This is a genomic window from Phyllobacterium ifriqiyense (genome assembly GCF_030817885.1).
GTDB lineage: Bacteria > Pseudomonadota > Alphaproteobacteria > Rhizobiales > Rhizobiaceae > Phyllobacterium > Phyllobacterium ifriqiyense.
In genome coordinates, this window is the sequence record NZ_JAUSZT010000001.1 from 259761 (window position 1) to 273964 (window position 14204).

A 14204-nucleotide genomic window follows, 5' to 3' on the forward strand; every position below is an offset into this window, starting at 1 on the left:
TCTGAAGGAGTAAAATGATGCAATCAATATTATCCCTGATCCGCAGCGCTGCATTGACAGTGGCTTTGCTGACGCTCCCTATTCTGCCTACCACGCAGGCGCAAGCGTCTCAGGATGTCACCTCGCGCAACAAGCAGATCGTAACCGAGGCATTCGATGCCTGGGCTGCCGGTGGACAAAGCTTCTTTACCGATGTGCTGTCACCGGAAGTCAATTGGAGGATCGAAGGGTCCGGGCCAAGCGCTGGCCTGTTTCGGGGGCGCGAAACATTCCTTGAGCAGGCAGTTCGCCCATTCGTATCCCGCCTGTCCAAACCGGTCACACCGGTCAGCAAAAAGATATGGGCCGATGGAGACCACGTGATAATCAATTGGGAAGGTGTTGCCGTGGCGGCAGATGGCGTTCCTTACAGCAATAGCTATGCCTGGATATTCCATATGCGGGATGGAAAGGCCGTCGAAGTAACCGCCTTTCTCGACCTTGCACCTTATGACGACGTGCTCCGCAGAGTTCCCGCCAAATCCAACTAAAAGAATGAGGGGCGCTTCCGCCAGCGATCAAGGCAATGATTTGCCGTCGCCGGTAGCGCCCCTTATCCGCTCGGCATCGCGCAGTGGAGGCGAGCCATAGAGACGGCTATATTCGCGGCTGAATTGAGACGGGCTGTCATAGCCGACCTTGTGTCCAGCCATGCCGACATCCAGCCGATCCACCAAAATAAGCCGACGCGCCTCATGCAAACGAAGCTGCTTTTGATACTGCAAAGGCGTCATTGCAGTGACAGCCTTGAAATTGTGATGCAGCGAAGAAACGCTCATATTGACACGTCCCGCCAGATCCTCAATCCGTAATGTTTCGGCAAAATTGTCCCTTATCCATGAAATAGCGCGGACAACCTTATTGCTTTGACTTTCGGACATGGCAATCTGGAGCAGTCGCGGCCCGTCGGGCCCAGAAAGAAGGCGGTAGAGAATTTCCTGTTCTATCAACGGGGCGACGGCTTCAATATCGTCGGGCCTGTCGAGAAGCCGCAGCAGCCGCACTGACGCATCAAGGATTTCCGGCGATGCAATATTCACGGCCCAGCCCCTTATGCCCTCTGCTGTCGCCTGACGCGGAATACTGACACGAGCAATCATGTCGCTCAAACGGGCGCTGTCAATCGTGTAGGTAAGGCACAGATAAGGCGACTCCGGAGTGGCCTCTGTCACATGCGATTCAACCGGAAGATCAAGCGAGGTCAAAAGATATTGACCCGCGCCATAGCGATAAATCTCCTGCCCTACGGTCAAGCTTTTTGCGCCCTGCACGACAATGGCGAAGCCGGGTCTATAAGCACTATGGTGGGGCATCGTCGGGGCACTGTGTCGATAAAAACTGAGATTGCTGATCGCTGTCGAAAAATTACCGTCCGCGCCGGTAAAACGATCAATGATCGCAGCAATTTCCTGATAGGGAGAGAATGGTAGTGTCATATAGTGTTGGGTTCCGGATTGCCAAGAGACAGAACTTATACCACGCTTGAGCGGCTCCGCATCATGCCGCCCCATCACTTTTGCAGGATTGTGCAATAAGCTTGCAGGATTGCTCTACCGCTCCAATTCCGATGGACTGCATAGTAGCGCTCTACATCCCCAAAAAGGAAATACCCATGGCTATTGCAAAAGGCTACGCTGCGACGGATGCGTCACAACCTCTTACACCCTTCACCTTTGAACGCCGTGAGCCAAACGAAGACGATGTTGTCATATCGGTAAAATATTGTGGCGTTTGCCATTCCGATATCCATCAGGCTCGCAGCGAATGGGGTAATGGCATATTCCCCATGGTTCCCGGCCACGAGGTGGCAGGTATTGTCACTTCGGTCGGCTCCAAAGTGACAAAATTCAAGACTGGTGATCGCGTCGGCGTTGGTTGTTTTGTCAATTCCTGCACGAAATGCGCCGAACGGAACGTCGATCTGGAGCAATATATGCCCGGTCTCGTCCAGACCTATAATGATTACGAGGCAGATGGTACCACCCCGACTTATGGCGGTTATTCTGACTCGATCGTCGTAAAAGAAGGCTATGTTCTTTCCTTCCCCGAGAACCTGCCGCTGGATGCAGCTGCGCCCTTGCTCTGCGCGGGCATCACCCTTTACTCGCCGCTTCATCATTGGAAAGCTGGCCCCGGCAAAAAAGTCGCGATTGTCGGCATGGGCGGGCTTGGCCATATGGGCGTCAAGATCGCACACCGCCATGGGTGCCGAGGTCACAGTCCTAAGCCAAACCCTGTCGAAAAAAGAAGACGGGTTGAAGCTTGGCGCCAGCCACTATTATGCAACCAGCGATGCTGAGACGTTTACAAGTCTGGCAGGCACGTTCGATTTGATCATTTGCACTGTCGGCACCACGATTGACTGGAATGCTTATCTCACGCTGCTGAAGCTTGATGGCACAATGGTGCTGGTGGGCGTTCCGGAACATGCGGTTCCCGTGCATGCCTTCTCCCTGATTGGCGGGCGCAAAACCCTTGCCGGCTCCATGATTGGCTCGATCAAGGAAACCCAGGAAATGTTGGATTTCTGCGGCAAGCACAATATTGTTGCCGAGATCGAAACCATCGACATCAAGGACATCAACGAAGCCTATGAGCGCGTTCTGAAAAGCGACGTGCGCTACCGTTTCGTCATCGATATGGCCACGCTCTAAAATCCTGCCTGCGGAAGTCCCAGGCGCAGATATAAAAGAAACATGAAACAAGATGCCATAAGCCTGAATAAAGGCTTATGCGCATACTGACTTGCGACCGGCGCTGACAAAATGCCAAGCAATATGACAATGCTTGCATGCGCCGGAGCGAGGCTGCTCAAAGCCAGGCCAATGCTTGATATGGCCAGAGCGGTTGCCACTGTCGTTTGAACAGTGGTGAGCAATGCCGCATTCGTTCCAGTGTTAAAGATACCCTGAACACCCGGTAAGGTAAGGCATATGATCATGCTTAGCAGGAACGGAGCAAACTGATCCATACTTATCTTGCGCTCCCAAACTGTTCGCCATGCCCTGCATTGGCGTATCCCCCAAAGGGAACAGCGGTAAGCGCATAGTGCAGCACTTCGGCACTTTCCGTTACGCCAGGAACCGTGCTTACGCGCGCGCCGCTTGCTTTGAGCCGGGTAATTTCCTCGCGAAACCGGCGGCCTTCCAGAGGGCCGCTCAAATCAACGCGGACAATATTTTTTCCCTCATCCAGAAACGCTGCAATACTATCGACCGTTTGGTCTGCAAACCGGTCAACTTGTATCCGGCGCGCCTCCCGTCTTGAGAATTCGAGGATTTCGTTTGATACCAGCGATCCGAAAAGAACGATATCGGCTGCCTGCAATGCACGAATTGCTTTCAGCGTCAGCAGTTCGGGGTCTCCAGGCCCAGCAGCAACAAATGTAATCTTGCCGACGCGGGCGACGCGGCTGTCACCCTTTGCTGCATCAGCAAGCAGCTCTGCCAGCGCGGTGCTATTCGGCACCCCGGTGAAAACACGGTCGACGAAACCCTCCCAGAAACGTCGCCTCGCTTGCCCCGATTCCAGCCGGGCATTTACTTTGCTGCGAAGACCTTGCGCCATTTGTCCCCAAAGCTGCAACGAAGCGGGTAATATCGCCTCGATCCTGCGCCGTATTGCCTGAGCCAGAACGGGTGCAGCGCCGTCGGTGGATATAGACACGATCACGGGTGAGCGATTGACGATCGAACCGAATTGAAACTGGCAGAAAGCCGGCTTATCGATCACGTTGACAGGGGTGCCCACAGCAACACCCGCGTTAAAGAAAATATCCGCATCGGCCTCGCTTTCAAAATCGCCAATTGCGAGCGAGGCACCTTTCATATCGGCGGCTGTATAAGGCCTTGCATGGTGGATATAGCGGCGGCGCTGCGAAGCCTGGGATACATCAACCAAACTGGAGAAGATGCCTGATAGCTCTTCCGCATAAATATGCACAATTGCGCCACATGCCGCCAGAAGCTCGGCCTTCCATGCCGCTGCGTCCGACCCACCGGCAATAACGACACGCTTTCCTTTCAAATCCCAGAAAACCGGCAGTTTCGCCAAATCGGTAACCCGCGCATTCATTTGTTTTTCCTGCCGCTTATTCAGCGGCGACAGCGTTGCATCCATCGATGATCCCTCTGATTTCAGCGCGGCAGGAACCGCAATTTGTTCCCGCATTCGTGGTCGCTCCCACAGCTTCGACACTGCCGCAGCCGCTGCGAACAGCTGCAACAATCTGATTCAAACCAACACTGAAGCAGGAGCAAACAATGGCACCCCGATCCGCGCTTCTGTCTCCAGGACGGCCTGCAATGATGGAAAACCGCTTTGACAAATCGGCATGATCGCAGGAGAGCTGCTCAATCATCCAACTGCGCGCAACTGCTACGGGTTTACGGGCGATGAACAAGGCCGCCAACAATTTGCCCTCGTCAAAAAACGCCAGCCGATAATCGCCCGATTGCCCGTCATGATAGCCCAATGGTTCTATTCCTGCCGGAATGCCGAACTTTGCCCGCCCCCACTCGGTCCAGTCGGCATCATCCTTTCCGGCAAACTCAACGCGCCAGCCACCTTGCGCCTTCGCCAGCGCCCAATAAGGCAGGTCGATGCTTTCCGGCTTTGCAAGGGAAACGGCGAAACCGTAATGAGCTACTGCAAATTTTCTCGCTGCAATGGCGCTGCTTTTCAAAGCCGGCTGTCCGGAAAATGGGTCAACCAGAGGCGCGACCAGGCTATCAATACGGGCTCTGGCGGCGAAATTGTCATTCCAGTGCATGGGAACAAAGATATTGCCCTTCGCCTGCCGATCCGTCACCGATGCTCTGACGATAACCTTGCCATAGGGGCTTTCCAGCTCCACCAGATCGGCGCTTTCAACTCCGATCGCCTTTGCATCAAAGGGATGAATTTCCGCAAAGGGCTCGGCAATATGCGCTGCAAGGCGAGCGCTTTTGCCGGTTCTTGTCATTGTATGCCATTGATCGCGGATACGGCCCGTATTGAGGACCAGCGGAAAGGCGCTAGCTGGCCGTTCCACATTTCCAGCCTCTACTGCGATGAACCGCGCCTTCCGGTCGGCATGGTAGAAACCGCCATTGCCAAAGAACCTCTCTGCCCCACCTGACCCTGATTGTGGCTGTGGCCACTGCACGGGAGAAAGCGCGTCATAGGCTTGCCCGTCAATTTGCGCAAAGGCGCCAATGTCAAAATCGCGCGTGCCGTCATTCTCGAAAGCAGAAAGAGCGGCGTGTTCTGCAAAGATTTCATCGGGCGAATTATATGGGAAAGCAGCCTCAAAACCCATTCTCCGGCCCACTTCGGTCAATTGCCACCAATCCGCCCTCGCTTGGCCGGGAATGGACAAGAATGACCTTTGCCGTGAAATTCGGCGTTCAGAATTGGTGACAGTTCCGCTTTTCTCGCCCCACCCGAGCGAGGGCAGGAACACATGCGCATGGCGGCTTGTATCGGTTTGGGTCACATCAGACACGACCACGAATGGACAGGCCTTGATCGCGGCTTTGACTGCATCCGCATCGGGCATGGAGACAACGGGATTGGTCGCCATGATCCAGATGGCTTTGATCCGGCCATCGGCAACGGCCTGAAACAGGTCAACCGCCTTCAAGCCGGGTTTGGAAGCGATGCGTGGCGCGCCCCAGAACCGCGCCACCCTGTCTTTGTCTTCATCGCTGGCGATGGACATATGGGCAGCGAGCATATTGGCAAGTCCGCCGACTTCCCGCCCGCCCATGGCATTTGGCTGGCCTGTCAGCGAAAACGGCCCCATGCCCGGCTTGCCGATACGGCCCGTTGCCAGGTGGCAGTTGATAATGGCGTTTACCTTGTCTGTCCCCGAGGAAGACTGGTTTACACCCTGACTATAGCAAGTGACTGTTTTTTGCGTGGCAACGAAGAGTGTGTAGAAAGCCTCCAATTGCTGCGCATCCAGTCCCGTCTTTCGGGTCAGCTCATCAATGCTCAATTGACGCGCGGCAGCGACAGCCATCGCAAAGCCGGATGTGTGCCTCTCAATATAATCATGATCCAGATTTGCCGAATCCGCCAGAAAACCAAGCAGACCCAGGAACAGGGCAACATCGCCATCGGGCCTGATGGCAAGGTGCATATCAGCAATATCGGCGGTCATTGTCCGGCGCGGATCAATAACGACGATCTTCATTTCCGGTCGTTCTGTTTTGGCTGCAATCAACCGCTGATAGAGAACCGGATGACACCATGCCAGGTTTGAACCCGTCAAAATGACAAGATCAGCCAGTTCCAGATCTTCATAGGTTCCCGGCACCGTATCCGATCCGAAAGCGCGCACATGGCCAGCCACCGAAGAGGACATGCACAGGCGCGAATTCGTATCAATATTGGCCGAGCCGATGAAGCCTTTCATCAGCTTGTTGGCGACGTAGTAATCTTCTGTCAGGAACTGGCCCGAAACATAAAATGCAACACTGTCCGGCCCATGCTGGCGAACCGCATCGGAAAAGCGGCTCGCCACCAGCCCCAATGCTTCATCCCAGCCCGCTTCTTCGCCAAACATTTTGGGCTGGAGCAATCGCCCTTCCAGATCAACGGTCTCGCCAAGAGCGGAACCTTTCGAGCAAAGACGCCCGAAATTGGCAGGGTGCAAGGGGTCACCCTTGATGCCGATGGCCCCGCTCTCCTCCCTGGTGGCGAGAACGCCGCACCCCACCCCGCAATAGGGGCATGTGGTGCGAGTTGTTGCTGTCGCTGTCTGCATTATTCCGCCGCAACAGCCGTGATTTGCAGATGAGCCAGAATGCTGTCCCCATCCAGCTTGAGCGGAATGGTTCTGACGCTGCCCTCATCGGCGCCAAGCGCCTTTCCTGTTTCCAGCGAAATGACCCAATTGTGCAAAGGGCATGTCACCGATGCGCCATGAACAATGCCCTGGCTCAAAGGGCCGCCCTTGTGCGGGCAGTGATCATCAATGGCAAAGACCTGATCTTCCATGGTGCGGAAGACTGCGATCTTTCCCTGCGGAGTCATGACGCAGCGGGCGCCGCGACGTGGAATATCGTGTATCGAACCTATCGCAATCCAATCACTCATCGCCTTTACTCCGCTGCCTGCGCATAGCCGATCGTCGCCATCGGCCGGAACTCGTGCTTGTCCACGCCTGATACACGTTCCGACCACGGATCGACCTGTGCGAATTTCTGACTGAAAACGAACCTCTCGAAAAACGCTTTGCGCTTGTCCGTGTCATTCATGATCTGCTGGCGTATTTCATCGAGACCAACGCGTTTGGCCCATTTGTATATACGTTCCAGATAGCGCGCCTGCTCGCGGTACATTTGCGTCAGAGCAACAACGTGCTCCAGCGCTTCGTCTTCTGTCCTGACGAGACCAAGCACTTCCGTTCCCTTGATATCCAGACCCGCTGCACCGGCGAAGTGAATTTCATAGCCGGAATCCACGCAGATAATTCCGATGTCCTTGCAGGTAGCCTCCGCACAATTGCGCGGACAGCCGGACACGCCCATTTTCAGCTTTGCCGGAGTCCAGGATCCCCACATGAACTTTTCAATGCGGATGCCGAGGCCCGTTGAATCCTGCGTACCGAAGCGGCACCAATCGGACCCGACGCAGGTTTTGACCGTGCGCAGGCCCTTTGCGTAGGCCTGGCCCGATACAAAACCGGCCTTGCCGAGATCGGCCCAAACGGCGGGCAGGTCTTCCTTCTTGACCCCCAGCATGTCAATGCGCTGGCCGCCTGTGACCTTGACCGCAGGGATTTCGAACTTGTCGACAACATCGGCGATTGCGCGCAATTCCGATGAGTTGGTCATGCCGCCCCACATGCGGGGAACGACCGAATAAGTGCCGTCCTTCTGGATATTGGCGTGCACGCGCTCATTGATGAAACGCGACTGATAGTCGTCGGCATATTCATCCGGCCAATCGGAAACGAGATAATAGTTCAATGCCGGGCGGCATTTGGCGCAGCCGCAGGATGTCTTCCATTGAAGCTCCTGCATGACCGCGGGGATCGACTTCAACCCCTTTGCCTTGATCAGGCGGCGCACATCATCATGGCCTAGATCAGTACAACCGCACATGGGTGTCACGGCTGAGGGATTGTATTTATCGCCGAGCGTCAACGTCAGCAGCTGCTCGACAAGACCCGTGCAACTGCCGCATGAGGCCGATGCCTTGGTGTGGGCACGAACATCATCAAGAGAGCTCAAACCCTTGGATGTAATCGCGCCGGTGATTTTTCCCTTGCATATGCCGTTGCAACCGCAGATTTCCGCATCATCCGGTAATGCTGCAACGGCCGCCATAGGGTCCAACGGGGACCCTCCCTGATAGGATTGGCCAAAAATCAGGGTCTCTCGCATCTCCGAAATGTCGGTGCGTTTCTTGGTGAGGTCATGGAACCATGCGCCATCGGAGGTTTCACCGTAAAGCACGGTTCCGATGATCCGGTCATCTTTCAGCACAAGGCGCTTATAGACACCGGCGGCAGCATCGCGCAGCACGATTTCCTGCCGGTCATCTCCCTCTGCAAGATCGCCCACGGAGAACAGATTGATCCCTGTGACCTTCAATTTTGTCGGCGTTTCGCTGTGAACAAAGGCTGCGCTTGTATCGCCTGCAAGTTGCGCGGCAACCACGCGTGCCATTTCATATAATGGCGCGACAAGCCCGTAACATTGACCGCCCACTTCCGCGCATTCGCCTATGGAATAAATGTCAGGATCCGAAGTCCGCATGCCAGCATTTGTGACGATGCCGCGATTGATTTCCAATCCTGCATCCTTCGCCAAAGTTCCGTTCGGCCTGATGCCGACTGCCATGACAACGAGATCGGCTGGCAATGTGGTGCCATCGGCCAATAAAACGCCTTCAACCTTGCCGTCGCCGATAATTTCCTTGGTATTGGCCTTGGTGATGACTTTAATGCCGCGTGCCTCTACAGCCTTTTCAAGCAGGTAGCCTGCCGCCGGATCAAGCTGCCGCTCCATCAGTGTCGGCATGACGTGCAGCACGGTCACTTCCATGCCGCGTGAAGCAAGACCCGCCGCCGCTTCCAGCCCAAGCAGACCACCGCCAATAACGATTGCCTTTGCCCGTGACTGCGCGGCCAACAGCATGGCGTTGACATCATCAAGATCACGATAGGTCAAAACGCCCGGAAGGTCTTTGCCCGGAAGTGGCAGAATGAAAGGCACCGAGCCGGTGGCGATGAGAAGCTTGTCATAGCTTTCCGTCGTGCCAGCATCGGAGGTAACCGTCTTCGCCTCGCGGTCAATATTGATAACCTTGTGGCCTTTATAGAGGGTAATGCCGTGCTTGATGTACCAGCCATCGCCATGGATGATGATTTCTTCAAAATCCTTTTCACCCGAAAGGACTGGAGAAAGCATGATGCGGTCGTAATTTACCCGTGGCTCGGCGTTGAAGATAACAATTTCATAGGCATCCGGCGCCAGTTCCAGCAAATGCTCCAGCGCGCGGCCCGGAGCCATGCCATTGCCGATGACGACCAGTTTTTGTTTTACCGCTGCCATTATGCCGCCTCCACAAGACGATGACGTTCGTAAAGAAATTTCATCACTGCCGAGCGGCAGCGGATATAGGTTGCATCCGAGGCCAGCTCGATGCGGCGACGCGGCCTCTCCAGCGGCACGTCGAGAATTTCGCCGATCCTGGCCGAGGGTCCGTTGGTCATCATCACGATACGGTCTGAAAGGAGAACTGCCTCATCGACATCATGGGTGATCATCAAAACTGTATTGGCGAGTTCCGCATGAATCTGCATCACCTGATCCTGAAGATGCGCACGCGTCAGCGCATCTAGCGCCCCAAACGGCTCATCAAGCAAAAGCACCTTCGGCTCCATGGCCAATGCACGAGCAATGCCCACTCTTTGCTTCATGCCGCCCGATATTTCCGAAGGGCGCTTGTCCTTGGCGTGGACCATCTGCACAAGTTCAAGATTGCGCATAGTCCATTCATGCCGCTCCGCGCGGCTCTTGGTTGACGAGAATACTTTGTCGACCGCCAGCTTCACATTCTCATAGGTTGTCAGCCATGGCAGAAGCGAATGGTTTTGAAAGACCACGGCCCTGTCCGGTCCGGGCTTGTCGACCACATTGCCTTCAAGAAAAACAACGCCGCGCGTTGCCTGCGTCAGCCCCGCAACAATATTGAGCAGTGTCGACTTTCCGCAGCCGGAATGACCGATGATCGATATGAACTCGTTTTTCTCGACGGTCAGCGATACTTGATTGAGAACCTGCGTGGTGGCGCCGCCACGGCTGAACACCATGTCGATCTGTTCCAGCGAAAGATAAGGTTTTGCCATGATGAGCTCCTCAGGCACTTGCCGTGTTGCGGGTGACAGCCTTGGCGATGAAGGCAATGAGGCGATCAAGGAGATATCCGACGATGCCGACATAGATGAGCGCGAGAATGATGTCGCTGATGCGCGATGAGTTCCATGCATCCCAGATGAAGAACCCGATACCGACCCCGCCGATCAGCATTTCAGCGGCAACAATAGCGAGCCAGGAAAGCCCGATACCAATGCGAAGGCCCGTGAATATATAGGGTGCTGCAGCGGGGATCATGATCTTTCCAAAATACTCCAGCTGATTAAGCCGCAGCACCTTCGCCACATTCTGGTAATCCTGCGGAATATTGCGGATACCCACCGCAGTATTGATGATGATCGGCCAGATCGCGGTGATGAAAATCACAAAGATTGCAGATGGATTGCCATCCTTGAAAGCGGCCAGAGACAGAGGCAGCCAGGCAAGCGGCGGGACCGTTCGCAAAATCTGAAAGATCGGGTCGAGACCGCGCATGGCCCATTCACTTTGGCCGACCAGTGCTCCAAGCGCGATGCCCGCAAATGCGGCCAGGCAATAGCCAAGTGCAACGCGCTTGAGACTTGCAAAGATGTGCCAGAACAATCCCTGATCGACGCCCTGCCCCACATAAAACGGGTGAACAATAAGCTCCCAGGTTTCTGAAACGACACGCGAGGGTGGCGGTACGCTTGCAGTGGGGGAAGAACAGACGATCTCCCAGAAGATCAGCAGAAACAGAAGCGTCACGAGCGGCGGTAGGACGTGCGACATCGCCGATGCAAGCCATTTACGAAGTGCCCTGCCCGCAGGATTTCGCCTGGCAACCGCAAGGGGAACTATATCGGCCTGTGGTTTAACAGGCTCCATGGATTTCAGGCGGACAGGATTGGCGGTCATTCGTTTTCCTCACGCAGAATGTTTGATGTTGAGGCTGGCGAGATAGGTCTGCGGATTGTCTGGGTCGAAAACCTTGCCATCGAAGAATGTTTCGATACCGCGCGATTTGGAGGCGGGAATATCCGCCGCCGCGACACCAAGTTCGCTGGCAGCCGCCCGCCACAAATCTTCGCGATTCACCTGTCCGACCAGCGCTGAAATATCCGTATCCGGGGCAAATTTCCCCCACCGGATATTTTCTGTAAGGAACCATTTTTCATGGCTCTGGAACGGGTAGGAAGCATTGTCCTTCCAGAACTTCATGAGGTGCGGGCTAGCTGTTTCCTGCCGTCCGGAGCCATAGTCGTAATCGCCCTTCAAGCGTCCCATTATGTCTTTCGAAGGAACGTTGAACCATGCCCGTTTGCCCACCATTTCGGCCAACTCTTCCTTATTGGCCATCTCGTCGGCCCATTGCTGGGCTTCCATGATCGCCATGAGAAGGGCTTTGGTGGCGATCGGGTTCTTTTCGACCCAATCTGCGCGCATGGCGAAAGATTTTTCCGGATGTTTCGCCCAGATTTCAGCCGTGTTGACGGCAGTATAACCGATGCCCTGATTGACAAGCTGGGCGTTCCACGGTTCGCCCACGCAGAAGCAGTCCATCGTTCCAACTTTCATGTTGGCAACCATCTGGGGCGGTGGCACGACGATTGTTTCAACGTCCTTGTCGGGATCGATACCGCCCGCAGCGAGCCAATAGCGCAACCAGAGATCGTGCGTTCCACCGGGGAATGTCATTGCGGCTTTGGCCGCATTTCCCTCAGCCTTCTTTTTGGCGAATGCTTCCTTCAACACTCCGGAATCGACACCCGCCTTGTTCTGCGCATAGGCCGAACCGACAGAAATGCCCTGAGCATCGAGATTCAGGCGCGCCAATATAACCATCGGCAAAGGCAGATTGTTTTGGGTAACTTTGCCCGTGCTTATCAGATAGGGCATAGGCGTCAGAATATGCGCGCCATCTATGCCGTTTCCTTGAGAACCCAAGACGAGATTGTCGCGCGTTGTTCCCCATGACGCCTGTTTTACGACCTCGACATCCGGCATCCCATGTTTGTCAAAGAAACCTTTTTCCTTCGCAACGATGAGCGGCGCCGAATCTGTGAGGGCGATAAAGCCAAGGACGGCTTTGGTCGTTTCGGGGCCTGCAGCGGCAGCAAAAGCCCCGCCGGGAAACGCCGCTTTTGCAGCGGCAAGCAGGGTCAGCGCACCGCCCGCCTTCAGGAATTTGCGTCTCGCTATGCCATTCGAACGTTTCTGATCCATAAGCTTCCCTGCAATATTGGCCATAAAGGCTGATCGAAAAAAAAACGCCGCCGGATCACATTCACTCCCGGTAGAACCGTTGGAATGAATTGAGCCAAGCGACGTCTGTGTCTTTTGAAAGCACCCGATGCGGTGCTCGCGGTTCCTGTCTTCATTGACGGAACATATTTATCAAAGCAATAAGCGTGCCAATTAGAGAGTTATTATATTATCTTATTGAATTTAAATGTATTTTTTAATTTCTGTTATTCTTCTGAATGCATGCACATACAAGAACATTGTCGTTGTCAGTGCAGTTTCTGCGGATATTTTGTGCGATGCACAAGAAATAAGCAGCTATCCGATCTATTCATCTCCCTTGGTTGAGCCTAAACTTTGCAGATAGCGCGTGATATTTGCAGGGTCGAAAACTGCTCCGTCAAGGAATGCATCCGCGGTGCCCGCTCCTTCCACGCGCGTATCATTAACGGGCGTATCAGGGCGGACCCCAATGGCATTGCGATAAAGGTCGGGGCGAAAGGCTGCGCCCGCCAGACCGGCAAGCGATGGGCTATAGTCCACCTGGGACCAACGAACCATTTGACTGTAAATCCATTGCGCTTGGCTAACCCATGGGAAGTTCGCCGCATCCCGATGGAAATTGAAATAGTCAGGAACCGTACGTTCGGCGCCATCCGGATCAATTGTGAATTGCCCAAGCAGCACGCGATGCAAAAGATCAAACGGCACATCAAGATAATTGGGGCCCGACAAGAGCTGCGCCAGTTCCCGCCGGTTTTCCCCGTCATCGCACCAGCGGGCGGCACGGTCCAGCGCAACAATCAGGCGCGAACCCGTCTCAGAATTTTGTTCAAACCAGTCCGGGCGCATGCCGATAACTTTTTCCGGGCTGGGTGCCCAAATGTCTTCTTTGACTGCAACAATACACCCAACGCCGCGCGAGACCGCCACCATGTTCCAGGGCGCGCCGACACAGAACCCGTCAATAACGCCCGCCGACAATGCGTCCGAAGTCATGGGCGGCGGCACCACAACAAGCTTCACGTCAAGGTCAGGATCAATGCCACCGGCCGCCAGCCAATATCGCAGCTCGTAATTATGCGATGAGAAGGGATATGTTATGCCCAGCGTAATCGGGTCGAGCCCCTCATTCCTGCGAACCTCGATCACGCGCTTTAACGCCCTTGCATTGACCAGAGCGTCCTGCTTGCCGGACAGGTCCGCCATAGTCTGCATGCGCCTGTACAAGCCAAGCGAAAGCGTGATGGCGTTTCCTCCGCGCCCAAGAATAAAGGGCGCTATGACAGGAGATGGATTGGAACCCAGGCCCAGACTGGCCGCCACCGGCATCGGTGCCAGCATATGGGCAACATCGAACTGCCGAAAGGCCAGACGGTCCCGGATGTTGGCCCATGACACATCCTTGATCAGGCTGAGTTGAATGCCTTCGCGCGCAGCAAAACCAAATTCGGCCGCCGCGATCAGGATCGCAGCATCAACCAATGGGATGAACCCCGCGCGAACCAGCCTCGAACCCGGACTGGCGATAGCAGCCGGCGCTGCCAAGCCGCCATTATCGATACCGGTGCGGATGAAACTCATTGTAAC

General features: G+C 55.0%; 10 protein-coding genes and 1 pseudogene. 2 read left to right on the top strand and 9 right to left on the bottom strand.

The features are described 5' to 3' along the window. Positions 1-14 precede the first annotated feature (14 nt). On the top strand, positions 15-530 hold the full coding sequence (locus QFZ34_RS01150) for a nuclear transport factor 2 family protein (RefSeq protein WP_307275729.1): 516 nt from the start codon (positions 15-17) through the stop codon (positions 528-530). A gap of 27 nt (positions 531-557) precedes the next feature. On the opposite strand, the gene QFZ34_RS01155 is transcribed toward QFZ34_RS01150, so the two are convergent. After that, entirely contained in the window at positions 558-1475 is a 918-nt protein-coding gene (locus QFZ34_RS01155) for an AraC family transcriptional regulator (protein WP_307275733.1), read from the bottom strand. Between the two features lie 176 nt (positions 1476-1651). Between QFZ34_RS01155 and QFZ34_RS01160 the strand changes: the two are divergent. Beyond that, positions 1652-2693: pseudogene (locus tag QFZ34_RS01160) on the top strand (NAD(P)-dependent alcohol dehydrogenase). A 319-nt stretch (positions 2694-3012) separates the two neighbouring features. Here the strand turns inward: QFZ34_RS01160 and QFZ34_RS01165 are convergent. From QFZ34_RS01165 to QFZ34_RS01200, 8 genes are all read right to left on the bottom strand, one after another. Continuing rightward, positions 3013-4209 (bottom strand): SAM-dependent methyltransferase, encoded by a 1197-nt coding sequence (locus tag QFZ34_RS01165; protein ID WP_307275736.1) that lies wholly within the window; start codon positions 4207-4209, stop codon positions 3013-3015. Then, positions 4130-6790 carry a nitrate reductase gene (locus QFZ34_RS01170; RefSeq protein WP_307275739.1) on the bottom strand — a complete coding sequence of 887 codons (2661 nt, stop codon included), beginning with the start codon at positions 6788-6790 and terminating at the stop codon, positions 4130-4132. The genes QFZ34_RS01165 and QFZ34_RS01170 overlap by 80 nt, the downstream gene beginning before the upstream one ends. Continuing rightward, positions 6790-7122 (bottom strand): nitrite reductase small subunit NirD, encoded by a 333-nt coding sequence (gene nirD / locus QFZ34_RS01175; RefSeq protein WP_115053787.1) that lies wholly within the window; start codon positions 7120-7122, stop codon positions 6790-6792. The genes QFZ34_RS01170 and nirD overlap by 1 nt, the downstream gene beginning before the upstream one ends. A 5-nt stretch (positions 7123-7127) precedes the next feature. Further along, entirely contained in the window at positions 7128-9587 is a 2460-nt protein-coding gene (gene nirB / locus QFZ34_RS01180) for a nitrite reductase large subunit NirB (RefSeq protein WP_307275743.1), read from the bottom strand. After that, a complete protein-coding gene (locus QFZ34_RS01185; protein WP_115053785.1) occupies positions 9587-10384 on the bottom strand; it encodes an ABC transporter ATP-binding protein in 798 nt (265 codons plus the stop codon). Before QFZ34_RS01185 ends, nirB begins: the two co-directional genes overlap by 1 nt. A 10-nt stretch (positions 10385-10394) precedes the next feature. Continuing rightward, a complete protein-coding gene (gene ntrB / locus QFZ34_RS01190; protein ID WP_370878665.1) occupies positions 10395-11258 on the bottom strand; it encodes a nitrate ABC transporter permease in 864 nt (287 codons plus the stop codon). Positions 11259-11297: 39 nt separating this feature from the next. Continuing rightward, positions 11298-12596, bottom strand: a complete 1299-nt coding sequence (locus QFZ34_RS01195; protein ID WP_307275754.1) for a CmpA/NrtA family ABC transporter substrate-binding protein — start codon at positions 12594-12596, stop codon at positions 11298-11300. A gap of 345 nt (positions 12597-12941) precedes the next feature. Continuing rightward, positions 12942-14198 carry a CmpA/NrtA family ABC transporter substrate-binding protein gene (locus QFZ34_RS01200; protein ID WP_307275757.1) on the bottom strand — a complete coding sequence of 419 codons (1257 nt, stop codon included), beginning with the start codon at positions 14196-14198 and terminating at the stop codon, positions 12942-12944. Positions 14199-14204 lie beyond the last annotated feature (6 nt).